Here is a 25,322-nt window from a genome sequence, read left to right on the forward strand (position 1 = left end):
ATTCTTTGACAATGAGGAAGGAAAAGCAAACATCCTGCTTGAAAATCATGTGAAAATTACACAGCAAGAGATTGACGCATGGGGCAATGACTATGAGAAAACAAAAAATGGGTCTTTAGACTTTTTGCTCACTGACAGTGATAATAAGTCGATATGTGTTCTTGAAGCAAAAAAGGAAAGCCTTCATCCTCTAGTAGCCAAAGAACAGGCAAGAAAATACGCAAAGACTGTTGGTGCGAGATATGTAATTCTCTCTAATGGCATTGTTCACTACTTTTGGGACTCAACAAAAGGAAATTCAAAACCCATTTACAAATTTCCTTCACCTGAGGAAATTGGAGCAATCAAAAACTGGAATCCTGACAGAAATATACTTGCAAACGAAGAAGTTGCGGTTGACTACATTGTTAAAGTTCAAATGCCCGACTTTGCGGAAAGACCTGAATGGAACGGAAGTATTGAAGCAAGCAAAGATTTTATCTGGTCAAAAGGTCTAAGATTTTTAAGGCATTATCAACTCAAAGCCATTCAGGCTTTGCAAGGTGCTGTTGCAGAAGGAAAAGACAGATTCCTTTTTGAAATGGCAACCGGAACAGGAAAGACACTTACTTCTGCGGCTGTAATCAAACTATTTTTGAGAACACAAAACGCAAGACGGCTGCAATTGAGTCCTGTCTACTTTGCTGATTCGATAATTCAAATGCATATGATCGGAAAGTTAATGGTCGACTTAGAAATCAGAAACTGAGAGTCCAATAATTTTATTGGGAGTCGAAAGGTGAGTTATTATAAAAATTAATTGCTATGCTGAACTATCATGATTACGAAAAATCTGTTTATGAAGCCTTTTTAAAAAAAAGAAATGAAGACAACCGTTACAACTTTTCAGTCAGGTTAAAGGCTTCAAAAGGTGCTGAAAAGGATTTTTTTATTGGTACCGAAAATGGAAAGTATTTTGGAACCACATTATGGAATATAAAAGTCGGTTATCCTGGTTCTGCTGGGGATTTAATCAATGTATTCTTTTCTTATGTTAAGGGTGGTACCAAACTTGGCTATAGTATAGAGTTCAATCAAACCACATCTCCTCATAATGACCAAAACAAATGGGCATTGGGGTTAATTAAGGGAATTGAGCCAAAAGTTCAAGAAAAAATAGGGTTGAAAAAAACGAGCAATCGAAAACAGAAAATCCACAACTACAAAACAAAGAGTAGAAAAGATTCTTATGAAAAACTGGATGATTTAATGGTTGATGTTTTTCAAGATTTGGAAACATTAATTCCAATAGTAAACAATGAAATATCAAAAATTAAGGAAGCCCACCCTGCTTTTTTTGCTGATCAAATTTCAGACGCTGAATTCGAAAATCAACAAATGAAGCTAAAAGAAAGGTTGGAGTTGGATTATCCAGCAAAAGAAATAAGTATTAAGAATGATAAAAAGAATATTGATGCAGAAAACAAAGCATTTGAAAGTTCTGTAAGCAAAAATTCCATCTTATATGGTCCTCCTGGTACAGGAAAAACCTATTGTACGATTGAAAAAGCAATAAAAATTATAAACCCAAAATTCGATTTTTCGCAACCTAGAGACGTAATAAAGGAAGAATATAATCGATTGGTAAAAAATGGACAGATCGTCTTTACGACTTTTCACCAAAGCATGAGTTATGAGGATTTTATTGAAGGGATTAAACCTCAGGAGCCGGAAAAGGATGGGGATCCTGTTATCTATAAAATTGAACTTGGTATTTTCAGAAAGCTATGTATAGAAGCTGCATTTGATGGAATTCAAGTTGGAGATTCTAAAGAGGCAGGAGAAGTCCTGGATTTTTCAGTTCTATATGATAATTTTTCAGAAACTATTCAAGAAAAGATTCTTCAAGGAAAACCAGTCGAGTTTGAGTCAAAAAGTGGTGGGAAATTAATTGTAGAAAGTATATCTCCTCAAGGAAATTTTATTGTCAAACATCCTGAAGGTTCTAGAACATATACAGTTTCTAAGGCGAGATTGAGCAAGCTCAATTCGGCAATAAAAAGTTTAAATGATGTTAATAACATTAATGATTATTTTAGAGAAATTATAGGTGGCAGCAATTCTTCCGCTTATTGGTCAGTGTTAAATGCTATTAGGAAGGAAGGAAAGGTAAATTCCCAAAAAAGCAATACGAGGAATTTTACTTTTGAGGAAAAGCTCGAAGTTGTTAAAAACCAAACGAATTTTAAAAATTCTATAGGTAAACCGTTTGTTATAATCATTGATGAAATTAATAGAGGAAATGTTTCCCAGATTTTTGGTGAATTAATCACTCTAATTGAAGAGGATAAGAGATTAGGCTCTCCAGAAGAGCTAAAGGTTAAGCTTCCTTACAGCAAAGATTTGTTTGGAGTACCTGCTAATCTCTATATCATTGGCACCATGAATACCGCAGATAGAAGCGTAGAAGCGTTGGATGCCGCATTGAGAAGAAGGTTTACATTTGAAGAGATGGCTCCGAAGCCGGAATTGTTATCGCCATATGAAGTTTTGAGTAGATTTTGGGCAGCAAATGTAGGTAGGTATGGGCCATCAAAATCTACATATGATAATTATGAAAAGGACCTCCGGAATCTTCTTGGATTGGAAATTCAGAATGAGACAAAATACAGAGAATATGGAGAGCGCAAATTGATCGAAGAGGCTACCTTTCATCCGACAGAAATGGAAAAAGTCTTAGATAAAGTTGTCAAATTCAATGGAATTGACCTATCAATGCTATTGGATATTATTAACAAAAGAATTGAAAAGCTATTAGACAAAGATCATCAAATAGGTCATAGCTATTTGATCAATGTTTATAGCCTGGATCAATTGAAATCAGCTTTTCAAAATAAAATTATCCCGCTACTTCAGGAATACTTTTTTGGGGATTATGGTAAGATAGGGTTGATCCTTGGCCAAAAATTCTTTGAAAATGAAATTGAATTAGAGGTTAAGTTTAAAGAATTCTTTGATTACAGCGATGATGGATTTTCTGAAAGAAGAATTTACCGATTAAAGAACCTTGCAAAGATGGATAATGAAGAATTTAAAGATGCCATAATAGAATTAATGAAATAATTGAATACTGCAAGAAACTATATCACTGTTTTTGAACATCAGTCAATTAAGCTTGATCAAGAATTTCCCAATAACGGAAAATTTGATGTTGATGTGCTTGTAGCTTGTCAGCGCTTTTATGGAGAAAAGGGTATTCCATACTTTGACCTGATTCATAATGGAATTCGCTTCAAGGAATTTGTAGGAGTAATTCAAGTGGGAAATACTTTAATTGAAGTGCTACCTAAGTCTGATAAACCAGGGAAAGTTACTTTATTAGAAACTGCCAAATGGCAAAAAATACTTTTGGGAATGCTCAAAGCAGTGAATGGTTTTGATGTTCAAACACCCAGTTCAAGTAATCTCAGCCTGAAATCCAACACCATCCTTGACATGTATTTTGAGCTTTTTATCAAGGAAGTGGAATTCTTGCTCCATGCAGGTTTGATCAAGAAATACAGAAAGGTAAAAGGTAATGTAAATGCCTTAAAAGGAAGTTTGCAGTTTGGTAAGCATATCCAATATAATCTGGTGCATCAGGAACGCTTCTTTGTCAAGCATACCGTTTATGATGTGTCACATACACTGCATTATATTCTTTACAAGACACTGCGGCTGCTTAAGTTGATCAATACCAATTCAGCGCTGCACAGTAGGATAGGGGCTTTGTTACTACATTTCCCTGAAATGCCGGATATCAAGGTTAGTGAATCCTTTTTTGAAAAAATTATCCTTAACAGAAAGTCTCAGAGCTACCAAAAAGCATTTCAGATTTCCAGACTTTTGCTTTTACATTATCATCCTGACCTCAGTAAAGGTAGAAATCATGTACTAGCATTGATGTTTGACATGAATGAACTTTGGGAACAGTTTGTAGCGATAAGTTTGAGAAAGCAAAAAGGCTTTAAAGTCCATACCCAAAAAAGGAAATATTTCTGGAGTCCATCCACAGGACCAAGAAGAACCATTAGACCGGATATCCTAATTGAAGTCGGTAAATCCAAATATGTTCTTGACACTAAATGGAAGTTACTTTCAGACAATCGACCTTCCGTAAAAGATATCCGTCAGATGTATGCTTATCATCATTATTTTGAAGCTGAGAAAGTAGCCTTGGTTTATCCGGGAGAATTAAATGGTATTTCAGGCAAGTACGTAGAAATTGATCAATCTAAAGATTCTTCAATAGAATGCTCATTGATTTTTTTGCCAGTTGGTGAGGATGTGAAGAAGTGGCAGGATGGGATTGGGGAGAGGTTTTTCGTATGGGTAGGTATGACTTAATCCCGTTGATGGTATTTTATGAAATTACCACTCTGTGAAGAAAAATCTAGAGTCATAAATTTAAAATGAAAATAGGTATTTAAGGATAAACTTGAACACCTATTTAAAAAAAGTGTAAACGATTAATTTTTTTAGTCGCAGATTTTATCACAAACAATTCTCGCTTGATCATATAAAACACTATATCTTAATGTTATAGGTGCAGCAACTGAAGAATTCACTTTGTAATACAAATAATATTGATTATCAATCACTCGTATGTGGTTTGTTTCCGAATTCAATCCACCACTTGAAATCATTTGGTAAGTTATTTGTTTAATTTGGTGATTTTCATTAGGTATATCTAGATTAATGAGGCCTTCAGAGGTACCGGGAATAGCGAAATATTTTTTACTTCTTCCCCTAAATGGAAATTTTTGTTTGCCTTCATACTTAGAGTCCTCACCTGGAGGAACATGTATTTCATGGGTTTTAAGTTGAAGAATAACTCCATTAGCATCCGTAGACATCCATTTTAACTCACAAATTGGCACACAGAATTTTGGTATCGTTTGATGAATTGCTCTTTCTTTTTTTAGATTAATAGAAATAAATTGAAGGTCATCTTTGCTTCTAGCCAAAATAAATGAATGATCTTCGCCATACTCTAATTTTTGTCCAACATATAAAGTTCTATTATCTTTAACCTGAAGCCCATTAGATAATTGTATGCTTCTAATTTTTGTTTTTTTGCCCTGTCTATAACTATCAATTGGTAATTTTAAAATTAAACTTGATTCATCTTTAGAATTGTTTAAAAGACGAAAGTATGGAGTATTGTTATTTATCTGATGACATTGAGCAAATGTTTCTAAATGTTTAATTCTTACTGCATCACTTACACTCGATTCAATTAATCTATAATGATCGGAATAGGAGAGACTGAAGTTCGTTATGCTTTGGCTTTTTTTATTATACTCTTTTATTTCAGCCTTCTTTTTCCGGTAATCAGCAGACCCATATTCAGGAAGAAAAATCTTTAAAGAAGTGTTTTCTCTTTTATTTTCGTAACTACTTTCGTCTAATTCAAATAATTCATAAAGAGTCTGGATATATTGAATATCCGAACTGACGTTGTAGCTATTAAAAACAAAATTTAATGATTTTTCACATTCAGATTCTGCAAATGAAAAATATGAGTAGAATAGTATTCCAATACTAAGAACAAGTTTTTTCATAATACTTTATTATCTTTTATTTTTTAATTAAACCTAATATTATTACAGTTTAATCTCAATTAACTACAGTCCCAAAAAAGGTTGATTTTTCTCTCCACCCCGTTCCATTATCCAAAAAGGGCCATTATCTCCTGTCTTTTGCTGACTTCCATCTTCTGATAGATGTGGTTGATATGAGACTTGAGGGTGCTCTGTTCGATAAAAAGGAGTTCGCAGATTGCTTTGTTGCTTTTGTTTTGGAGGATCAGTTGGAGGACTTCTTTTTCTTTGCGGGAGAGGGTTTTGAGTTTGGCCTGTAGGGCGGCTTCTGCTAGGTTGGTTTTGGATTGGGAAGCGGTGGCTTTTTGGTAGGCCCTATGGATCGATCGGGCATAGATCCAGAAAATCCCAAAACCCAAAAGCATCAGGGCATACAAGCCGTAGAAGGACATGTTCCACTGGAGTAGGGGACCGATCTCCACGAAAATCACATACTGCAATGCCCCGAATACCAAAATATGGCTGTGGAGCACCCAATCATGGAACTTGATTGGGTTGATCTTAAATGGGAGAAAAGATTTCATATAAGCAGAGATTTGTTGAATCAACCGAATAGGATAAAAAAATCTCAAACCCATGTTATTCAGCCTCTTTGGATCCCGAATCCCGCTTCACCCGCTTTACACCCACATGAATCAGTTGGACTAAAATTATTGTTTTTAACCGACTAAAAAAATACCCAATTCATGGTATTTTTTAGGGAAGTTTGGAGTATTCTTCGATAGATCAATCTATGGCGTCATGCTGCCTGTCTACCTTCAGGTAGAAGCCTGCCGAAGTCCGCCCTTATGGTCGGGCAGGCCCCCCCCAAAGGTCGGACAGGCCCACCATAAGGTCGGTAGGCCTACCTTAGGGTCGGGCAAGCATCTCTTTGGAAATACGGAGAAGTTTCGCTCCGAAAGTCGAAGACTCTTCGCTCCGCTCAGAGTGACGGTAAATGAGCGTGTCATGCTTCGCTCCGCTCGGAGTGACGGTAATAGGGGAGTAAAAAATTCGTGTGCATTCGTGCATTCGTGGCAAAAAAACCTTCAAGGTTTTGGAAACCTCAAAGGTTAATGAGCGTGGGATTTTTAAGCCAAATTCAATTCATACCTTACCGACCTTCCTGCGCCCTGTTGGGTGAGGAGGCCGTGGTGAAGGAGGTATTGCAGATCCCTGGTGGCGGTGGCTTTGGAAACCTGGGTGATGGACATGTACTTTTTGGCACTCATCCCACCCGTAAAGCCCTCAGGGCCGGCAACAAACATTTTTTCTAAGACCTTAAGCTGACGTGGTTCAAGGAGGTTTCTGTATTTATCAAAGTATTTGGCCTTTTTCAAAAGGAAATCCACCATTCCTTTGGCTTCCCGCTGGGCAGTGAGAATGACCTCGGCAAAGTATGCAATCCAGTCGGTGATCTCCAAAGTGCGCTGCGCCTCTTTCAGCATCTGGTAATACCTGTTTTTATCCGCTTCGATGGTTTTGGAAATACTCAATAGGACCGGTTTGCTTACACCCTGGGCCAGGGCTTTCTCCGCAATGGCCCTTCCGATTCTCCCATTCCCGTCTTCAAAAGGATGAATGGATTCAAAATAGAGATGGGCAATGGCATACTTCAGCAGGGCAGAGGCAATGGGATCTTTGGTGGGTGTCTTGAAATGGTTGTACCATTCAATAAATTCTTCCATCTCTTTTGGAACGCGGTTCGCGGGTGGCGCTTCATAATGCACCTGTTCTCTCCCCAACGGACCAGAAACCACCTGCATGGATGCATCTCCCTTTCTCCAATCTCCGATAACCATGTTTTTCGCATGGGCAAACAAGGTGGCATGCCAGTTTTTAAGCAAGTCCTGACTCATTGGTTCTTGAAAATTTGTCCGGACTTCCACCATCAAGTGCGAGATGCCTGCTGCATTCCGGTCTTTAACTGCCAAAGGTGTTTCACTCAGACCCAGCTTATTTTTAATGGAGGACATGACATCCTCTCTGCTATAAAACGCTCCTTCTATGGCCGATGATTTGATGGCCTCTGACACCATGATATGGATCAATGCCTCTTCCTCCAATTCACTTGAAAGCCCTTTCTCCATCCCGTTCACTTCCGCCCATTCCAAGGCAAAATCCATGAAAATGGGTTGCAGTGTTTCCAGGTCATATCGGAAATCAGGCCAGTCTTTGTGTTGCCAGTTGTAGGTCATGAGCCAATTACATATCTTAATCGGCTCAAATATAGGTAATTTATGAGCCAAATAGAGATTATAATTGGCTCAATTGTTCCCGAGGTTGGAACGCAGGTGTCCCGGATTTGGGGGATGTTTAAAATTACAACTATTGTAATTGGATTAAAGACCTATATTTTAATAGTTTGCTTAAATCTCTATTTCCCCTTATTTCCTCTGTTACTTTTTCCTTGATCAACCTGCCGGCCGTACAGTAGGCGGGAAAGTAACCCCTGTCAGCAGCACAGCATGCTGGAAAAAATCAAGCCGGGAAAAAACCTTCCACCCACAAGGCCCGACGCACGCCCGGTTTTCCGGCAACCCACCGCGCAGTTCATTGAACGATGGTACACTTATGAGGTCTACATCCATAATCTATTTCAAAATTCTTAATTCAATCGTAAATCGTAAATCAAAAATCCTAAATCTCTTTGTGCCTTAGTGCCTTTGTGGCAAAAAAACCTTCGAGGTTCGGGAACCTCAAAGGGTACAATCAGCTGGATTAAAGTCTTCTGTGTGAACTTATTTGAATACTCAGACGCCCAAAACAATGGCTGCTTCAATATCTAATTTTCTGCTTATTTCCCTTGCCACCTTCAGGGTGGGTTCGCTTTTGCCATTGAGGTATTCACTGATTCTTGAAGTACTGACTCCCAAATATTCAGAAAGTGCTTTTTGGGTCAATCCCCGTTCCTGCATCCTAAGTCTGATTGCCTCCGCCAGAGTGGGCGGTTGGACGGGATGATGCATTTCTTCATAGTCCGCTACCAAGTCGGACAATAAATTCAGTTCCACATATCCTTTGGCCTCTGGATTGTCAATGTTATCCGGAACGGAGAGCAGCTCCTCAACTCTCTCCACAATGGCTTGATAGTCTTTTTCTGATTTGATCATGGCTTAGATATTTTGGATGTTTTTTATTTTGTCATAATCAGCATGGGTACCAATAAATCGGATATACACCTTCTTTGCCTTGAAGGAAATAATGGCAACAAGACGGTATTTGTTGCCTTTGATATTGAAAACAAAGCGGTGGTTTCCTACATAGTCTACCGAATTGAAATCGTTTTTGATATCATTTATTGAGGACCAATCTTTCTTACTTGTCATCGAATACCAGAATCTTAACGGAATCTCAGCATCTGCATGTTTTTCCGAAAATTCCTGAATTCGTTTAAATGTGACGATTCGCATTGATTTTAAATATCCAACAAGTTTTGAAATCTGTAATAAAATTACAATTAATAAAATTAACTACGAAGATTTTGAACAGATTTTAAAATAAATCCCAATACAAATTTCGGAGCTATTTCATCATTGGTAAACATGAAAGATCGATCGGTATCCCGAGGGGTCAACTGCATGAACTTATTGGAGCGTAGATTACGTAGATTTGGGGGATGGGCACTGATCAATCTATGACGTCATGCTGAACCTGCCGAAGCCCGCCCTTAAGGTCGGGCAGGCCCGCCCAAAGGTCGGACAGGCCTACCTTATGGTCGGGCAGGGATCTTTCCGGAAATACGGGGAAGTTGTGCTCCGAAAGAACGAAGACTCTTCGCTCCGCTCAGAGTGACGGTAAATGAGCGTGTCATGCCTCGCTCCTCTCGGAGTGAGGTTATAATATAGTATCGAATTACTTATAGTGGACCTCACAATAGCGTCATGCTGAGCCTGCCGAAGCCCGCCCTTAAGGTCGGGCATGCCCGCTATAAGGTTGAACAGGCCCGCCATAAGGTCGATAGGCCTACCTTATGGTCGGGCAAGCATCTCTCCGGAAATACAGAGAAGTTTCGCTCCGAAAGACGAAGACTCTTCGCTCCGCTCAGAGTGACGGTAAATGAGCGTGTCATGCTTCGCTCCGCTCAGCGTGACGGTAATAGGGAAGTAAAAAATTCGTGTGCATTCGTGGCTTCGTGGCAAAAAAACCTTCGAGTGAATCAGCTCCATCAGCGTGCCATTTTCTTAATTACAAACCTTTGTGCCTTAGTGTCGTTTTGGCAAAAAAACCTTCGAGGTTCGGGAAACCTCAAAGGTTATGGGCTTCGGAAATCAGGGTTCCAAACTTTTTTTTATTTTCGTATTTTTTCGTTTATTTGCTTTAATTGTTGATTAGGAAACATAATAGAAATAATAACCCATAATAAAAACCTGAACATGTTGTTTAAAGGGAAAACCCAAACACAAATTACCCTGGGGGTGATCATCGGCAACCGGGATTTCTTTCCTGATAGCCTGGTGTCCGAGGCCAGAAAGGAAATCCTCGAGGTACTGGAGAAGGCAAACATCAAGCCTATACTTTTAGAAGACACAGACACCAAATTGGGTGGGGTGGAGACTTTTCTGGATGCCACGAAATGCGCCAAGCTCTTCGCCGACCACAAAGCCGAGATCATGGGGGTGCTTGTTGTCCTGCCCAATTTTGGCGATGAAAGGGGCGTGGCAGAAACACTCAAAATGGCAGGACTCCATGTTCCGGTGTTAATTCAGGGCTATCCCGATGACCTCAATAAGTTGGATGTGGCCCGAAGACGGGATGCATGGTGTGGCAAAATATCCGTCTGCAACAATTTGTACCAGTTTGGCATCAAATATTCTCTGACCCAAAAACATGTCATTGCGCCATCTGACGCGGCTTTTAGGCAAGACCTCAGTGATTTTGTAGGGGTATGTCGGGTAGTGAAGGGGCTGAGAAATGCCCGAATAGGGGCCATCGGGGCCAGGCCAGGAGGGTTTAATACCGTGCGGTACAGCGAAAAATTACTGCAACACAACGGGGTTTCTGTGGTCACGGTGGATTTGTCGGAAATCATTGGCAAAGCCAACAAACTGGACAATAAAGCCCAAGAAGTGAAAGAACGGATTGACTTGATCAAATCCTACGCCTCCATTGGCAGAACCCCTGATTCGGCCCTCTTTCAAATCGCCAAGATGGATCTTGTGCTCCATGATTTCATCACCGAAAACGCTTTGGATGCTACGGCCATTCAATGTTGGACTTCGGTACAGCAGAATTATGGTTGCAATGTCTGTACCAGCATGAGCATGATGAGTGAAAACATGCAACCCAGTGCCTGTGAAGTGGATGTTACCGGCACGCTCACCATGTATGCCATGCAGTTGGCTTCGGGTTCGCCATCCGCTTTGGTGGATTGGAACAACAACTATGCGGATGATGAGGAGAAGTGTGTGTTGTTTCATTGCGGTAACTGGGCGAAATCATTCCTGCCGGATATCCAAATCAGTACAGCGCCCATATTGGGCACCTCAGTGGGTGAGGAAAACACCTATGGCGCACTCGATGGCAGGACTCCGGCATCGAACCTCACTTATGGTAGGATTTCCACAGATGATAGCAAAGGCAAGATCAAGGCATACATCGGTGAAGGCGTGTTGACAGATGATGAATTGAAAACTTTCGGAAACCGTGCAGTTGCAAAAATACCTCATCTTCAGGAGCTTATGAAGTATGTGTGCAAAAATGGTTTTGAACACCATGTGGTCATGAATGCCTCTCATTCTGCCCATATCCTTCAGGAAGCTTTAGAAAATTACATGGGTTGGGAGGTGTATAAGCATGGATAGTAAAAACAATTTAACCAAAAGCGCGATGTGTGTACCGGACTTAGAACGCAAATCTCTCGAATACCGAAAAAAGATTTTGAAATACATCAAGCATGCCTCCGCCGGACATACGGGAGGGAGTCTTTCCTGCATCGATATCCTGAACGTACTCTACAACCAAATCCTCCATGTTTCCCCACAAAATTTTTCGGACAACAACCGGGACCGGTATATCCAAAGTAAAGGGCATTCCGTGGAAGCCCTGTATGTGGTCTTGGCAGATCAGGGTTTTTTTCCTGAATCTGAACTGGAAACCCTCTGTCAGTACCAATCCCATTTCATTGGACATCCTACCCGAAAAGTGCCTGGCGTGGAGCAGAACACCGGGGCATTGGGTCACGGTCTTGCCCTGAGTGTAGGAACTGCTTTGGCCGGAAAAATGGATGAAGCCGATTTCAAGGTTTTCACCTTACTGGGAGATGGGGAGCTGGCGGAAGGATCAAACTGGGAGGCCCTGCTGGCGGCATCCCATTACAATTTGGACAACCTTGTGGTGATACTGGATTACAATAAACTTCAAATTACAGGTCGAAATAAAGATGTCATGAATGTAGAACCGCTGCTTGACAAGTTCAAGGCTTTTGGTTTGGCAGTCAGGGAAATGGACGGAAACGACATTGCTTCCATAAAAGCCACGCTTGAAGATGTGCCCTTTGAATCAGGAAAACCCAATTTGGTCATCGCCCATACCACCAAAGGCAAAGGAGTGAGTTTTATGGAGGATTCAGTCAAGTGGCACCATGGCGTGCCGGATGATGCACAATACCAACAAGCTCAGGAAGAACTAGATAAAAAAATATCAGCCCTAGAAAAACTAGAATCCAAATGAACAGTCAGATCAATGCCGAAACTTCCAAATTAAAAATGGGAAGTCCCAACCTGGAGGTCTTTTCCAACACTTTACAAAATCTGGCGGCTGAGGACAGAAACCTTGTGGTGGTGACCAGTGACTCAAGGGGTTCAGGCAAACTGGTCCCTTTTGGGGAAAAATTCCCGAAGCAGATCGTGGAAGTGGGGATTGCTGAACAAAATTTAGTGGGGATTGCCGCCGGATTGGCATCAACAGGCAAAAAGGTTTTTGCAGTATCCCCGGCCTGCTTTCTTACCGCCCGTTCTTTTGAGCAGATCAAAAATGACGTGGCCTATTCCGATAATCCGGTCAATCTGATCGGCATCAGTGCGGGCGTAAGTTACGGGGCTTTGGGGACTACCCACCATAGTTTACATGATTTTGCGGCGTTGCGTGCGGTGAACAACATCACCATCGTGGCCCCTGCTGATAATTTCGAAACGGAAATGGCCATTCGGTTTGCAGCCCATTCTCCCCAACCTTTTTACATCCGTTTCGGGAAAAAAAACATGCCCTTTATTTCAGAAAACAAGGATTTTGAAATTGGCAAGGGTAGGTTGGTCCGAAATGGTAAAGCGGCTGTGATAGTAGCTACTGGAGAAACGGTATATCCCGCTTTACTGGCTGCGGATCACCTGGAGAAAACCAAAGGGATACGAGTGGCTGTGGTAAGCATGCATACCCTTAAGCCTTTGGACACCAAGCTGTTGACAGATCTTGCCGGTCAATTTCCTGTCATGCTGACGGTCGAAGAACATATGGTCAATGGGGGACTCGGGGAAGCCTGCAGCGGGTTTCTGTTGCAAAATGGATTTGCCCCTAAGTTTAAAATATTGGGCATTCCTGATGAATACACCGTAACAGGCTCACAGTTGGAGATCTTTGACCATTATGGCATTTCAGAAAAGGGCATTGCTTCAGAAGTGTTAAAAATGATCGATAATTGACCTTTCACGCACCTTATTGACGAACCCCAAAATACCAGCCATCATGAAGTATAGATTGATTTTGTTTTTTTCAGCATGTCTACTGACCTTCTCTTCAGGTTGCAGGAAGAACAAACAGACCTCGGGTACTCCGAAAATTGCGGTCATCATCTCCACGTTGAACAATCCCTGGTTTGTGGTGCTTGCCGAATCTGCGGTACGGGAAGCGGAACTGTTGGGCTATGAAGCCAAGATTTTTGATTCCCAGAACAATACTGCCTTGGAAGCAGATCATTTCGAAAATGTGATTGTGTCAGGATACAGCGCCATCCTTTTCAATCCCTCAGACTCTGATGGTTCCATTTCCAACATCATCAAGGCGAAGGCTGCCGATATTCCGGTTTTCTGTATGGATAGAGAGGTCAATGCCAAGGGAGTGGCCACTTCTCAGATCCTTTCAGACAGTTATTCAGGATGCGTGGCCATAGGAAAGAACTTTGTACAGAGCTTGAATAAAAAAGGCAAATATGTGGAAATCATCGGGATGGTGGGGGATAACAATACCTGGAACAGGTCCATGGGCTTCCACTCTGTAGTGGACAATTATCCGGAATTGGTGATGGTGGCCCAGCAAAGCGGGGAGTTTGACAGAAATAAATCCATGGAAATCATGGAGTCCATTCTTCAGGCACAGCCGCATATTGATGCGGTGTTCTGCGGCAATGACCCGATGGCCATGGGGGCCTATCAAGCCTTGGTGGCTGCCGGAATGGCGGACCGGGTAAAAGTTTTTGGGTTTGATGGTGCCTATGAAGTCATCCAATCCATCCATGAAGGAAAAATTAAGGCGACTGGAATGCAGTTCCCGGAATTGATGGCCAAAACGGCTGCTGGCTTTGCGGATGAATACATGAATGGCAGGAGGGATTTTCCTGAGAAAATGCCTGTATCCGTCGAACTCGTGACCTCAGAGAATGTCAAATTCTATATCGACAAACCCTAATCCTTATGAAGAAACTGATCAGGATAATCATTTTTATTGGGATGCTGTTTTTGCTGGTTTATAGTTCTGTCACGATTCAGCCTTTAAGTGAATACAAAAAAGCAAGTTCGCAGCCTGCCTTTGATGCCCAAGCTTATGCCGAAGCCTACTGGGATTCGACGATTTTACCGGGTCTTGACAGTGGTGTTGATTTGGAATATTTCCTAAGGATAGTTCAAGAAGACAGTGAGGGCGCATTCAAACAATATGGCAATGCCATCAGCATAGGAAATATCAGGTATTTTTTAGTCAAAGCGCAGGGAAGGATTGGAGCCATAGATGAAAATGCCATTGCTGTTCAACTGGTAAACGTGGATGGTGCAGATAAGGTAATGCTTGCGGTGGAATTTATCTATGGAAATGCTGCCCGTGATGTTTTTGGAGCGATTGACATCAATGAATTTGAGAGCACGGCTGCTTTGAATAAAGTTTCTGAAGAAATCAATAAGCTGATAAGAGCTCAGGTGGTGACTCCCTTTCTTCAAAACATACAGGAGGGAGATTTGATCGAAATCATTGGCGTGCTGGAGATGAACCAAAAATTCCTGGCATTGGACAACCTCGAGCTTATTCCGCTTAAACTTTCCATTGCATCATAAGGACCTTCACCCATGCTGGTAGCCAAAAACATATCTAAGAATTTCGGAGGCATCAAGGCCTTAGAGCGTGTCAATCTGGAGATTGATAGGGGAAAGGTGAATGCCATCATAGGAGAAAATGGAGCCGGAAAGTCCACCTTGATGAAAATCCTTTCCGGGGTTTATGCAGATTATGAAGGCGATATTTTTCTGCACGGCAATGCCATCCGATTTTTAAACCCAAGACAGGCCCAAGAAGCAGGAATTGCCATTATTCATCAGGAATTGAGTTTGATTCCCCAATTGACCATAACAGAAAATATCTTTTTGGGCAGGGAGCTCACCCACTATTTTGGTGGTCTGAATCAAAAAGAAATGCGGCTGCAAACCAAAAAATTGCTTCAAAGGCTGAAGCTTGACCTCAACCCTGACACGCCGGTCTATCGGTTAAAAGTGGGGCAACAGCAGGTAGTGGAGATCGCCAAAGCATTACTTACCAATGCTGAAGTCATCATCATGGATGAACCAACTTCAGCCATCAGTGACCATGAGGTGGAGATTCTTTTCAGAATCATCGATGACCTCAGGAAGGAAAACAAAGCCATTGTGTACATTTCCCATAAGCTGAACGAACTGTTTAAAATAGCAGACTGCTATACGGTTTTACGAGATGGGAAGACCATAGAATCAGGGGAGATGCATGGAGTGAACAAAGAGGATATCATCCGGAAAATGGTAGGCAGAAATGTGGAAATAGTAGGGAACCCAATTGCCAATAACTTCACAGATGACCTACTTTTGGTCAAGGACCTAAACCTTAAAATATCCGGGATATCTAAAAATGTAAAGCTTTCGGACATTTCCCTACACTTAAAAAAGGGAGAAATTCTTGGAATTTTTGGCCTGATGGGTGCTGGTCGGACAGAGTTTTTGGAAAGCCTTTTCGGCATGCATGCCAAAGACAGTACAGGAGATATTTTCGTGGAAGGAACACAAATTACGCTGAAAAATCCAAGTGATGCCATCCGGGCAGGAATCGCCTTGGTACCGGAGGACCGCAAGAAAGATGGGCTGGTTTTAGGGCTCAATGTAAAAAACAACATTAGCCTTACTGTCCTTGATCAAATTGAAACAGCGGGAATTTTAAGTGAAAAGAAAGAAAACATCCTTGCAGATAAATATATAGGGGAGCTTGGAATAAAAACATCTTCCAAAAAGCAACTGGCCAAAAACCTGAGTGGTGGAAATCAGCAAAAAGTGGTCATTTCAAAATGGCTCGCCACCCATCCAAGAATCCTTCTTCTAGATGAACCGACGCGAGGAATCGATGTCAATGCCAAGAATGAAATCTATAAACTCATCACGGCCCTGGCAAAAAAAGGCCTTGGAATTATCATGGTTTCATCAGAGTTACCGGAAATTCTGGCCATTTCAAATCGGGTAGTGGTTTTTGCAGAAGGGGTGATTACCGCCGAAATGCCCATTTCTGAAGCCAAGGAGGAAAACATCCTTCAAGCGGCCATTCCCCGTTCGGTTTGAAGTCAACTCAAATTAACCACCAAAAAAGCGAATCGTCCACAGCCTATGTTCAGTAAAATACAACCCCATCAAACCCGAGAAATGCTGGTCAAATTTCAGTCTTTGTTGGCTTTGGTCCTGCTATGTTTTTTGTTGGGGGTGATGACCGACATTTTCTTCACCTATGCCAATCTGATCAATGTGATGCGGCAGATATCAGTGAATATCTGTATTTCAGTAGGGATGACCCTGGTGATTCTCACAGGTGGAATTGACCTTTCTGTGGGGTCACTTTTGGCCCTTTCGGGTGCCATCACTGCCGGCCTTTTAAAGTTCGGTCTGGAGTTGCCTTTTATAGATACTTTTATTGGATTTACGCTCTTTGGGGCCATCATGGCCGGAATAATTACCGGAACTTCCCTGGGTGCTTTCAATGGACTGATGATTACCCGGTTCAGAGTTCCGCCTTTCGTGGCCACTTTGGCCATGTTGACCATCGGCAGGGGCCTCACCATGCTTTATACCAAGGGATTTCCAATTTCAGGCCTTGGGCCACAATTCTCCTATCTGGGAACCGGTTGGTTTCTAGGTATCCCTATTCCGGTTTGGATTTCCTTAATCGTGGTAGCCATCGCCGTATTTATCACCAATAAAACCAGACTTGGACGCTATATCTATGCCATCGGAGGCAATGAAAGTGCGGCAGCCCTTTCTGGAATCAACATCAAAAAAATCAAAACAATGGTCTATGCCATTGCCGGAGCTTTGGCGGCGGTCGGTGGGATTATCGTGACTTCCAGGTTGGATTCCGCCCAACCCAATGCGGGCAACAGTTATGAACTCGATGCGATTGCTGCAGTTGTGATTGGGGGGACCTCCCTATCAGGGGGTAAAGGCACAATTGGAGGTACGGTACTGGGAGCCATCATCATCGGGGTATTGAACAATGGCTTGGTGTTGCTCAATGTATCTCCATTTTGGCAGCAAGTAATCAAGGGTGTGGTCATTCTTTTGGCCATCATTATCGATAAATACAATTCGAAATCCAATGGGTAAGAACAAGCGTTACATCCTGTCCATAGACCAGGGAACAAGCAGTACCAAGGCCATTGTATTTGATGGTTCGTCCAATCTGATATGTAAGTCCACCGTGGCTTTGGATGCTTTTTACTTAAGGGATGGTTTTGTAGAACAGGATCCAGAGGGAATTTTTGACAATGTTTTGCAGGCCGTCGAGGATTGCTTGGATAAGTTTGCCGGATTAGGCTTTGACAAAGCGGATTTGGCATGCGTTGGCATATCCAACCAAAGGGAGACTTTTGTGATTTGGGATCAATCGGGTAAGGCTTTGCACCATGCCGTTTCATGGCAATGCAAGAGATCCATTGAAATATGCGATAGGTTAAAGAAAAATAAAACCTTACCAGACAAAATAAAGGGGAAAACCGGACTGATCATAGATCCGTATTTTTCTGGAACCAAACTCATCTGGCTCAATGAAAATATTGAAAAAGTGAAGAAGGCCATTGAAGGAGGGGATGCCTATTTCGGCACAGTAGATACCTGGTTGCTGTACAGGCTAACAGAAGGGAGGTCCTATTACACCGATTACACCAATGCATCCCGGACCCTGTTTTTCAATCTCCATTCCTTGAAATGGGATAAGGAGTTGTTGGAGGCTTTTGGTTTAGAAAAACTCCATCTTCCTGATCCCAAGCCTTCTTCTTTTTCTTTTGGAGAGACAAATTTCAAAGGCTTACTTGATTTCCCATTACCCATTACCAGCATGATTGGGGATTCCCATGCAGCCGCCTTTGGAGAGGGATGCTTCAGTCCAGGTACAGCCAAGGCCACTTTGGGTACCGGTTGTTCTATTTTGATGAATATTGGATCAGCCTTCAAAGCCTCTGAACATGGCATGGTTACCACCATTTGTTGGAGTACCCGCGAAAGGGTTGATTTTGCATTGGAAGGCATTGTTGTAAGTTGTGGAGCCACGCTGGAGTGGATTAAAAATGAATTGGGGCTATTTTCGGAAAGTCATGAAACGGAAAAAATTGCCCAATCCGTTTCAGATAATGGGGGAGTGTATCTTGTCCCTGCATTCAGTGGGCTTGGGGCACCTCACTGGCAGATGGGTCGGAAAGCGGCCATTTCCGGACTCACATTCTCAAGCACCAAAAACCATATTGTACGGGCGGCACTGGAGTCAATACCCTACCAAATTAAAGATATCATTCAATCCATGGAAAGAGATGCAGGTGTTGGCTTGAATGAGATTATGGTAGATGGAGGTGTCAGTTCAAATAAATTTGTTTTGGATTTTCTGAGTACGATTCTCGATAAACCGGTAAAAACCTTGGTCATCCTTGATATTTCCGCTCTTGGGGCGGCACTGTTGGCAGGTCTGGAGTTTGGGATTTTCAAAGATTTGGAATCCCTAAAGGGACTTACCCAAGCTAAAGAGGTGATCAACCCTCAATATTTTCAGGATCAAATGAACAGTTGGTATCAGGGTTGGAAAGAAGTCATCAAAAACCAAAAGCAATTCTAACTGACTCTTGGCAAAAAGGCATAAGAAAACATGAATCGATTTAAAGCATAAATCTATGGATCTTTTACCCAATCAAAGGAGAGAAAAAATAATTGAAATGCTCAAAGAAGATGGTTCTGCGAAAGTGACTACGCTTTCCAAACTATTTAAAGTTACGGATGTGACCATCAGGCAGGATCTTGAAAAGTTGGAAAAAAGCGGACTGGTAAAAAGGGAACATGGTGGGGTATTTCTAAAGAATATCGAGGATCAGGTAAAGAACCTTTCTTTGGCCAATCAGGATAATTTGGATAAGAAAGAATTGATTGCCATAAAATGTCTTGATTATATAGAAAGCGGAGACACCATAATCCTCGATTCAGGATCCACCACCACTGAAATTGCAAAAAAATTAAGAGGCTTTAAGAACCTCACGGTCATCACCAACGCCTTAAACATTGCGATTATTTTGGGTGCGGAGCCGCACATCGATGTGGTGATGACAGGAGGGGAGTTCAAGCCACCTACCTTATCCCTTACCGGCCAAAAGGCTGCGGAGTTTTTCGAGGGATTGTACGTGCAGAAATTGTTTTTGGCTACTGCCGGCATTTCTTTGAAGGCAGGACTGACTTATCCCAGCATCAGTGACCTTGTGGTAAAAAAAGCGATGATCGATGCTGCCGAACAGACTTTTTTGGTGGCAGACTCAACCAAATTTGGAAAAAGCTCCTTTGCTAGCCTAGGGGCTTTGTCTTTGATTGATTACATCATTACCGACGCAATGATTGAATCCAAATACAAAAAAGTGTTTGAGGAGAATGAGATTGAATTGATTTTAGCGGAATAGCTGAATTATGGCGAGGCCATTGGTTATAGAACGCCGATAACGTGGATTTTGAAGGTGGTTACGGACAACATTTCTATTTCGTCCTGCTGATCCCAAAGGCTTTCAGGAAAAGCCGCCTTGAGGTCGGATAGGCATCACTCCGTAATTTGGAAGATCTTTCACTCTCATTCCAATCAGGGTAAAAATTCAGATTAATTTTAATTAGATAGAATACCAATGTTTAAATAGAATGGTTATCCGAGTCTTTACCACTAACCCAATATTCTTCTTCAAAAGGGTCAGAAGTCCGAAGTTGGAAGTCACGCGTTTAGTCGGGCAGGCCCACCTATAGTCGGGCAGGCCCGCCTGTCGTCGGACAGGGAGGAACGGAACATTTCAGTTTGGAGGCGATAATTGTATTGAATCACCATTTTACTGGCATCCTTGCGTACATACATATTAAATAGTTTGCTTAAATATTTATTTAATTCTTTATTCAAAATTCAACAATCGTAAATCGAAAATCCTAAATCTCCTTGTGGCTTAGTGTCTTTGTGGCAAAAATCTTCGAGTTTTGGGAAACCACAAAGGTTTACTTTCGGATGCAGAAAGTAAAGACACTTGATAGTCAGTATGTTAAGGTTATTTCGGTGCAAATACGGTACAAAAATCCATAGAAAGGCTGATTTTGTAGGGTTATTTTCATTCTTGGCTCCGAACTTTAGCACCCTTTTCACAGATTTTGCCAAAATATGACCAAATTTGCTTAAGACTTCACATTGCCATTATTAACTTAAATAAACACTTGAAGACTTACAATATGATCCGCAAACATATGATGCATGAGTGGGCGGACGAGTTTTGTTAAAAACTCAACAGAAGATGCTTTGATTTAAAGGTCTTTGACAGGCTCATCATTGCTACAATTTATCCTACTGGCAAGATTTGGGATATTGATATAAGTGAAATTTATTTTTAAATTCATCTATGAGAAAAATTGCATTTCTTTTGATCCTTGTTTTATTCTCCTTCATTGGGTGTATGGAAGAAGAAAAACCGCTAACTCATCCATATGGCATATATGAAGTTGAATCCATGGTTTCTTCTATTCCGGTAGATTTCACCAATTCTGGAGAACAGATCACCGAGCATGTTGCTAATTTTTCATGGTGTGGTACCAGTGAATTTTCCATAGTATGGCGTCTGAATAAGCAAACTCCTGTAATGGATTTCAATACATTCATGTTCTGGGATCGGGTGGATGAAATTACAAATGAGAGAGAAATTTTTAGGGGATGTGGGTTAACACGGAGGATTGTAGATCTGAAAGAAGATGGTGAGCTGGGATTGAAATTTTTCGGTAATGAAGGAATTTTTTCAGATGACCCAAAAAGACTTCTTCATCAATTCGAAATAAAAAGTTTAGCATATTTTCCTGAGGATAAATCCATTCGTATGGAGACTTACCAGCGGTTGTATGACTTTTTTTCCGAAGAATATGTTGAAACTGAAATCACATACCTGTTTTCCTATGCGGGGCCTGTTTTTGTATTATCAAATTAGTCAATTCAAAAATCATCCGTTTCCGGGTGGTCTTACCTCCAATAACAACGCTGAGCGCTGTCGATGTGGTAAATCTCAAATTAAGAATAGCTGCAATCTTGCCGGCGATCTAAATTTGCGGTGACGGTGATGGGGGCGTGATTTCTCCAAACAAGGATTGATCAATCTATGGCGTCATGCTGATCCTGCCAAAGCCCGCCTTCGGTCGGACAGGCCCGCCCAAAGGTCGGACAGGCCCGCCCAAAGGTCGGACAGGCCCGCCCAAAGGTCGGACAGGCCCGCCCAAAGGTCGGTAGGCCTACCTTATGGTCGGGCAAGCCCGCCCAAAGGTCGGACAGGCCCACCATAAGGTCGGGCAGGCATCTCTCCGGAAATACGGAGAACTTTCGCTCCGAAAGACGAAGACCCTTCGGCAAGCTCAGGGTGACGGTGATGGGGGCGTGATTTCTTCAGACAAGGATTGATCTATCTATGGCGTCATGCTGAGCCTGCCGAAGCCCGCCTTCGGTAGGGCAGGCCTACCTTATGGTCGGTAGGCCTACCTTATGGTCGGGCAGGCCCGCCCAAAGGTCGGGCAGGCATCTCTCCCGAAATACGGAGAAGTATCGCTCCGAAAGAACGAAGACTCTTCGCTCCGCTCAGAGTGACGACAATTGGGGCGAGTACTTATAACCAAGGGAGGATCTATTTATGGCGTCATGCTGAGCCTGCCGAAGCCCGCCTTCGGTCGTGCAGGCCCGACCAAATGTCGGACAGGCATCTCTCCGGAAATACGGAGAACTTTCGCTCCGAAAGATCGAAGACCCTTCGCTCCGCTCAGAGTGACGACAATTGGGGCGAGTCCTTATAACCAAGGGAGGATCTATCTATAGCGTCATGCTGAGCCTGCCGAAGCCCGCCCAAAGGTCGGGCAGGCCCACCATAAGGTCGGTAGGCCTACCTTATGGTCGGGCAGGCCCGCCCAAATGTCGGACAGGCATCTCTCCGGATATACGGAGGAGTTTCGCTCTGAAAGAACGAAGACTCTTCGCTCCGCTCAGAGTGACGGTAAATGAGAATGTTATGCTTCGCTCCGCTCGGAGTGACGGTAATTGCGGAGTAAAAAATCCGTGTGCATTCGTGCATTCGTGGCAAAAAACCTTCGAGGTTTGGGAAACCTCAAAGGTTAAGATCTGAGTGAATCAGCTCAACCAGCATCATCAGCGTGCCATTTTCTTAATTACAAACCTTTGTGCCTTAGCGCCTTTGTGGCAAAGAAACCCTCGAGGCTTGGGAAACCTCAAAGGTTTACTTTCCGATGCAGAACTTGCTGAAGATATTGGCCAACAGGTCATCTGTCGTGATCTCACCTGTGATTTCACCCAGGTAGTGCAAGGACCTGCGGATATCCATGGCCATAAAATCATTGCTGATCTGATTGTCCAGCCCTTCGAGTACATCAAGCAGAGACTGACGGGTTTTGATCAGGGAATCGTAATGGCGGATATTGGTTACGATGGTGTTGCCGGTCCTGAATTGGTCCAGGTTGACCAGTTCCAAGATCCGGTCTTTGAGCAGGTCCAGGTTTTCTTTTTTACCGGCAGAGATAAAAATGGTATCGGGATGCTTGGCTTTTAAGGCTTTGACAAATACGGGATCTGCTTTGTCAATTTTGTTGGCCACTTTCAGAAAGGGCACACCCAGCGCTTCCAACTTGAGGATGTCCCTGTTGATTTCTTCCATATCTGTATCGCCCAGATCAAAAAGGTAAAGGATCAATGAAGCTGTCTTCATCTTTTCCTGCGTCCTGCTCACACCGATGGATTCGATCACATCGGTGGTTTCCCGTAGTCCGGCGGTATCAATAAACCTGAAGATAACCCCTCCGATGTTGATTTCATCTTCGATAAAATCCCGGGTCGTTCCCGCGATTTCGGAGACAATGGCCTTTTCTTCATTCAGCAAGGCATTGAGTAGGGTGGACTTGCCGGCATTGGGTTTTCCGGCGATGACGGTTGGAACGCCGTTTTTGATCACATTGCCCAAGTCAAAACTGGAAATCAGTTCTTCTACCACCCGCATCAGCTTTTCCACCAAAACCCTCAAATCACTTCTGCTGGCGAATTCCACATCTTCTTCTCCAAAATCCAGTTCCAGTTCAATCATAGAAGCAAAGTGGATCAGCTCGGTGCGCAGCTTGGCGATCTCCCCGCTGAAGCCTCCCCGCATCTGATGGATGGCAGCCTGATGGGAAGTCTCGGAATCGGAATGGATCAGATCAGCTACCGCTTCCGCCTGGGCCAGATCAAACTGCCCATTTAAAAAGGCCCTTTGGGTAAATTCCCCCGGTTTGGCAGGCCTTGCCCCATGACGGATCAATAACTTGATGACCTGATTGACAATGTAGGAGGAACCATGCGTGGAGATTTCCACCACATTTTCCTTGGTAAAGGATTTGGGTGCAATAAAAAGTGAAACGAGCACCTCATCAATGATTCTTTCCTCGTCCCGAATGGTACCGAAATGGATGGTATGACTTTGCTGGTTTGTGAGGTCTTTGCCGTAAAAAATGGCATTACAAATGTGGATGGCCTCTTGCCCGGACAAGCGGATCACCGCAATGGCGCCCACCCCTTGGGGTGTAGCCAAGGCCACAATGGTATCTGCTTTTTCAGCAAGGGAAAAACTCATGCCTATTTGGTAAAATTGTCATAAAGGCTGCTCAGGGCATCCAGAAATGGCGCTGCTTCCCTATAACCCGGCAGTTGGGTGATGTTCTCCATTTTCGAATCCATGATGACAAAATTGGGGTAGGAGGAGACCCGCATGGTCCTGGCCATGGTGGCTTCGGTGTATTCCCGTCCTTTGAATTTAAATTTTCTCTGATTGTTCTCGGCGTTCATCTTCACAGCATAAAAGTGCTCGTTGACAAAGGAAACCACATCGGGATCCGTAAAGGTGTTCTTGTCCATCTTTTTGCACCAGCCACACCAGTCTGTGTACACATCCACCAAAATGGTTTTTGGATTTTCTGCATTCAATTCCGCAGCTTCTTCAAAAGTAAGCCACTGGATTTTGTCCTGGGCCATTGCCAAATGGCTGCAAGCCCAAAGTAAAAAAACAATCCCTATCGATCTTTTCATAATTCTGTTCGATTTTCAAATTTAACGGTATTACAATTGGACAGGTTCAATATTTCCCCCATAACCATAAACAAAATCTGATCCCAAATTTACACCATCTAGAAATTATTGCAGGATTAGGATATTGGCAGCGACATCCTTGGACATAAAAATGGTTTTCTTGTTATCCACCAATATTTCCAGCGATCCGTCAAAATCCACCTTGTCCAAAACTTTGATTCTTGCCCCGATATAGGCACCCACTTTGTCGAGGTATCTGAGGAAGGCGGCACTGCTGTCTTTCACCGCCACAATCTGACCCGTGTCGTTGTTTTTCAGTTCATGCAGCGGCATGCGTGGACGGGCTTTGACATCCCCAAACTCATCCGGTATGGGATCTCCATGTGGATCGTATTTGGGATGGCCCAAAAACTCATCCAAGCGCTGAATCAGAATAGGGGATTTTACATGTTCCAGTTCCTCCGCTACCTCATGTACCTCGTCCCAACTGAAGTGTAATTTCTCCACCAAAAAGACTTCCCAAAGCCGGTGTTTCCTAATGATCTGAAGGGCCTGTTTGGTGCCCTCCTCCGTGATGTTGACCCCGTAGTATTTTCGGTAGTCGATGACCTTTTTTTCGGATAGCTTTCTGAGCATGTCACTGACCGAAGCCGGCTTGGTTTTCATCTCATGGGAGAGGTCATTGGTAGACACATTTTTCTTGCCGCCATCGGATAAGTGGTAGATGCCTTTGAGGTAGTTTTCCTCAGCATAGCTTAGTGAAATCATGAATGGTTAAAAATTGGTTGACTTGGCAAATATAATATTTTAGATGATACTAAAAAAAAATTTATCTACAGTCTAAATCTCCTGTGGATAACTCAAATCGATTTGTGAATCCAGTTATAGGTCCGACTTAAAAATTAATTAGGCTAAACTAAA

General features: G+C 42.6%; 23 protein-coding genes and 1 pseudogene. 16 read left to right on the forward strand and 8 right to left on the reverse strand.

Features of this window, described 5'->3' with window-relative positions:
- The 3 genes from H1A14_RS07085 to H1A14_RS07095 form a co-directional block, all read left to right on the forward strand.
- Positions 1-748: DEAD/DEAH box helicase family protein (locus H1A14_RS07085; protein WP_194775548.1), on the forward strand; the 748-nt coding region annotated here is incomplete at its 5' end.
- Between the two features lie 56 nt (positions 749-804).
- Positions 805-3,102 carry an AAA family ATPase gene (locus H1A14_RS07090; RefSeq protein ID WP_194775549.1) on the forward strand — a complete coding sequence of 766 codons (2,298 nt, stop codon included), beginning with the start codon at positions 805-807 and terminating at the stop codon, positions 3,100-3,102.
- Entirely contained in the window at positions 3,103-4,365 is a 1,263-nt protein-coding gene (locus H1A14_RS07095; RefSeq protein ID WP_194775550.1) for an McrC family protein, read from the forward strand.
- 131 nt (positions 4,366-4,496) lie between these two features.
- Here H1A14_RS07095 and H1A14_RS07100 read toward each other — a convergent pair whose 3' ends face one another.
- Both H1A14_RS07100 and H1A14_RS07105 read right to left on the reverse strand, forming a co-directional pair.
- Positions 4,497-5,582: a hypothetical protein gene (locus H1A14_RS07100; protein WP_194775551.1), complete on the reverse strand. Its 1,086-nt coding sequence runs from the start codon at positions 5,580-5,582 to the stop codon at positions 4,497-4,499.
- Positions 5,583-5,689: 107 nt separating this feature from the next.
- On the reverse strand, positions 5,690-6,145 hold the full coding sequence (locus H1A14_RS07105; protein ID WP_194775552.1) for a response regulator transcription factor: 456 nt from the start codon (positions 6,143-6,145) through the stop codon (positions 5,690-5,692).
- A 217-nt stretch (positions 6,146-6,362) separates the two neighbouring features.
- Here H1A14_RS07105 and H1A14_RS07110 point away from each other — a divergent pair, with 217 nt between their 5' ends.
- Positions 6,363-6,677, forward strand: coding sequence for a hypothetical protein (locus H1A14_RS07110; protein ID WP_194775553.1), 315 nt, complete (start codon positions 6,363-6,365; stop codon positions 6,675-6,677).
- Positions 6,678-6,691: 14 nt separating this feature from the next.
- On the opposite strand, the gene H1A14_RS07115 is transcribed toward H1A14_RS07110, so the two are convergent.
- The 3 genes from H1A14_RS07115 to H1A14_RS07125 form a co-directional block, all read right to left on the reverse strand.
- A complete protein-coding gene (locus H1A14_RS07115; RefSeq protein ID WP_194775554.1) occupies positions 6,692-7,798 on the reverse strand; it encodes a Fic family protein in 1,107 nt (368 codons plus the stop codon).
- Positions 7,799-8,353: 555 nt separating this feature from the next.
- On the reverse strand, positions 8,354-8,713 hold the full coding sequence (locus tag H1A14_RS07120; RefSeq protein ID WP_194775555.1) for a helix-turn-helix domain-containing protein: 360 nt from the start codon (positions 8,711-8,713) through the stop codon (positions 8,354-8,356).
- A 3-nt stretch (positions 8,714-8,716) separates the two neighbouring features.
- Positions 8,717-9,013, reverse strand: coding sequence for a type II toxin-antitoxin system HigB family toxin (locus H1A14_RS07125; protein WP_194775556.1), 297 nt, complete (start codon positions 9,011-9,013; stop codon positions 8,717-8,719).
- Positions 9,014-9,976: 963 nt separating this feature from the next.
- On the opposite strand from H1A14_RS07125, the gene H1A14_RS07130 reads away from it, so the two are divergent.
- From H1A14_RS07130 to H1A14_RS07180, 12 genes and pseudogenes are all read left to right on the forward strand, one after another.
- On the forward strand, positions 9,977-11,404 hold the full coding sequence (locus H1A14_RS07130) for an L-fucose/L-arabinose isomerase family protein (protein ID WP_194775557.1): 1,428 nt from the start codon (positions 9,977-9,979) through the stop codon (positions 11,402-11,404).
- Positions 11,397-12,272 carry a transketolase gene (locus tag H1A14_RS07135; protein WP_228527666.1) on the forward strand — a complete coding sequence of 292 codons (876 nt, stop codon included), beginning with the start codon at positions 11,397-11,399 and terminating at the stop codon, positions 12,270-12,272. The genes H1A14_RS07130 and H1A14_RS07135 overlap by 8 nt, the downstream gene beginning before the upstream one ends.
- Entirely contained in the window at positions 12,269-13,240 is a 972-nt protein-coding gene (locus H1A14_RS07140) for a transketolase family protein (protein WP_194775558.1), read from the forward strand. Before H1A14_RS07135 ends, H1A14_RS07140 begins: the two co-directional genes overlap by 4 nt.
- Before the next feature lie 43 nt (positions 13,241-13,283).
- On the forward strand, positions 13,284-14,222 hold the full coding sequence (locus H1A14_RS07145) for a D-ribose ABC transporter substrate-binding protein (RefSeq protein ID WP_194775559.1): 939 nt from the start codon (positions 13,284-13,286) through the stop codon (positions 14,220-14,222).
- A 5-nt stretch (positions 14,223-14,227) separates the two neighbouring features.
- Positions 14,228-14,860 (forward strand): DUF2291 domain-containing protein, encoded by a 633-nt coding sequence (locus H1A14_RS07150; protein ID WP_194775560.1) that lies wholly within the window; start codon positions 14,228-14,230, stop codon positions 14,858-14,860.
- Positions 14,861-14,872: 12 nt separating this feature from the next.
- Positions 14,873-16,378, forward strand: a complete 1,506-nt coding sequence (locus H1A14_RS07155; protein WP_194775561.1) for a sugar ABC transporter ATP-binding protein — start codon at positions 14,873-14,875, stop codon at positions 16,376-16,378.
- Positions 16,379-16,423: 45 nt separating this feature from the next.
- On the forward strand, positions 16,424-17,413 hold the full coding sequence (locus tag H1A14_RS07160) for an ABC transporter permease (protein ID WP_194775562.1): 990 nt from the start codon (positions 16,424-16,426) through the stop codon (positions 17,411-17,413).
- Positions 17,406-18,911, forward strand: coding sequence for an FGGY family carbohydrate kinase (locus H1A14_RS07165; protein WP_194775563.1), 1,506 nt, complete (start codon positions 17,406-17,408; stop codon positions 18,909-18,911). Before H1A14_RS07160 ends, H1A14_RS07165 begins: the two co-directional genes overlap by 8 nt.
- A 55-nt stretch (positions 18,912-18,966) precedes the next feature.
- Complete coding sequence (locus tag H1A14_RS07170; protein WP_194775564.1) at positions 18,967-19,737, forward strand: DeoR/GlpR family DNA-binding transcription regulator; 771 nt, start codon at positions 18,967-18,969, stop codon at positions 19,735-19,737.
- Between the two features lie 751 nt (positions 19,738-20,488).
- Positions 20,489-20,695, forward strand: a pseudogene (locus H1A14_RS23170) (hypothetical protein); the annotation flags it as partial.
- Positions 20,696-20,703: 8 nt separating this feature from the next.
- A complete protein-coding gene (locus H1A14_RS07175) occupies positions 20,704-21,279 on the forward strand; it encodes a hypothetical protein (protein WP_194775565.1) in 576 nt (191 codons plus the stop codon).
- A gap of 305 nt (positions 21,280-21,584) precedes the next feature.
- Positions 21,585-21,743 (forward strand): hypothetical protein, encoded by a 159-nt coding sequence (locus H1A14_RS07180; protein WP_194775566.1) that lies wholly within the window; start codon positions 21,585-21,587, stop codon positions 21,741-21,743.
- A gap of 823 nt (positions 21,744-22,566) precedes the next feature.
- Here H1A14_RS07180 and mnmE read toward each other — a convergent pair.
- From mnmE to H1A14_RS07195, 3 genes are all read right to left on the reverse strand, one after another.
- Positions 22,567-23,949 carry a tRNA uridine-5-carboxymethylaminomethyl(34) synthesis GTPase MnmE gene (gene mnmE / locus H1A14_RS07185; RefSeq protein WP_194775567.1) on the reverse strand — a complete coding sequence of 461 codons (1,383 nt, stop codon included), beginning with the start codon at positions 23,947-23,949 and terminating at the stop codon, positions 22,567-22,569.
- Between the two features lie 2 nt (positions 23,950-23,951).
- Entirely contained in the window at positions 23,952-24,401 is a 450-nt protein-coding gene (locus tag H1A14_RS07190; RefSeq protein ID WP_194775568.1) for a thioredoxin family protein, read from the reverse strand.
- 105 nt (positions 24,402-24,506) lie between these two features.
- Complete coding sequence (locus H1A14_RS07195) at positions 24,507-25,169, reverse strand: metal-dependent transcriptional regulator (RefSeq protein ID WP_194775569.1); 663 nt, start codon at positions 25,167-25,169, stop codon at positions 24,507-24,509.
- Between the last annotated feature and the right edge of the window lie 153 nt (positions 25,170-25,322).

It is taken from the genome of Pararhodonellum marinum (assembly GCF_015354735.1).
Classification (GTDB): domain Bacteria; phylum Bacteroidota; class Bacteroidia; order Cytophagales; family Cyclobacteriaceae; genus Pararhodonellum; species Pararhodonellum marinum.

Excerpts from the sequence above, each read along its gene's own strand:
- H1A14_RS07090 (WP_194775549.1), top strand. The coding sequence starts at position 805 with ATGCTGAACTATCATGATTACGAAAAATCTGTTTATGAAGCCTTTTTA.
- H1A14_RS07100 (WP_194775551.1), bottom strand. The coding sequence starts at position 5,582 with ATGAAAAAACTTGTTCTTAGTATTGGAATACTATTCTACTCATATTTT.
- H1A14_RS07105 (WP_194775552.1), bottom strand. The coding sequence starts at position 6,145 with ATGAAATCTTTTCTCCCATTTAAGATCAACCCAATCAAGTTCCATGAT.
- H1A14_RS07110 (WP_194775553.1), top strand. The coding sequence starts at position 6,363 with ATGCTGCCTGTCTACCTTCAGGTAGAAGCCTGCCGAAGTCCGCCCTTA.
- H1A14_RS07115 (WP_194775554.1), bottom strand. The coding sequence starts at position 7,798 with ATGACCTACAACTGGCAACACAAAGACTGGCCTGATTTCCGATATGAC.
- H1A14_RS07120 (WP_194775555.1), bottom strand. The coding sequence starts at position 8,713 with ATGATCAAATCAGAAAAAGACTATCAAGCCATTGTGGAGAGAGTTGAG.
- H1A14_RS07125 (WP_194775556.1), bottom strand. The coding sequence starts at position 9,013 with ATGCGAATCGTCACATTTAAACGAATTCAGGAATTTTCGGAAAAACAT.
- H1A14_RS07130 (WP_194775557.1), top strand. The coding sequence starts at position 9,977 with ATGTTGTTTAAAGGGAAAACCCAAACACAAATTACCCTGGGGGTGATC.
- H1A14_RS07135 (WP_228527666.1), top strand. The coding sequence starts at position 11,397 with ATGGATAGTAAAAACAATTTAACCAAAAGCGCGATGTGTGTACCGGAC.
- H1A14_RS07140 (WP_194775558.1), top strand. The coding sequence starts at position 12,269 with ATGAACAGTCAGATCAATGCCGAAACTTCCAAATTAAAAATGGGAAGT.
- H1A14_RS07145 (WP_194775559.1), top strand. The coding sequence starts at position 13,284 with ATGAAGTATAGATTGATTTTGTTTTTTTCAGCATGTCTACTGACCTTC.
- H1A14_RS07150 (WP_194775560.1), top strand. The coding sequence starts at position 14,228 with ATGAAGAAACTGATCAGGATAATCATTTTTATTGGGATGCTGTTTTTG.
- H1A14_RS07155 (WP_194775561.1), top strand. The coding sequence starts at position 14,873 with ATGCTGGTAGCCAAAAACATATCTAAGAATTTCGGAGGCATCAAGGCC.
- H1A14_RS07160 (WP_194775562.1), top strand. The coding sequence starts at position 16,424 with ATGTTCAGTAAAATACAACCCCATCAAACCCGAGAAATGCTGGTCAAA.
- H1A14_RS07165 (WP_194775563.1), top strand. The coding sequence starts at position 17,406 with ATGGGTAAGAACAAGCGTTACATCCTGTCCATAGACCAGGGAACAAGC.
- H1A14_RS07170 (WP_194775564.1), top strand. The coding sequence starts at position 18,967 with ATGGATCTTTTACCCAATCAAAGGAGAGAAAAAATAATTGAAATGCTC.
- H1A14_RS07175 (WP_194775565.1), top strand. The coding sequence starts at position 20,704 with ATGAGAAAAATTGCATTTCTTTTGATCCTTGTTTTATTCTCCTTCATT.
- H1A14_RS07180 (WP_194775566.1), top strand. The coding sequence starts at position 21,585 with ATGGTCGGGCAAGCCCGCCCAAAGGTCGGACAGGCCCACCATAAGGTC.
- mnmE (WP_194775567.1), bottom strand. The coding sequence starts at position 23,949 with ATGAGTTTTTCCCTTGCTGAAAAAGCAGATACCATTGTGGCCTTGGCT.
- H1A14_RS07190 (WP_194775568.1), bottom strand. The coding sequence starts at position 24,401 with ATGAAAAGATCGATAGGGATTGTTTTTTTACTTTGGGCTTGCAGCCAT.
- H1A14_RS07195 (WP_194775569.1), bottom strand. The coding sequence starts at position 25,169 with ATGATTTCACTAAGCTATGCTGAGGAAAACTACCTCAAAGGCATCTAC.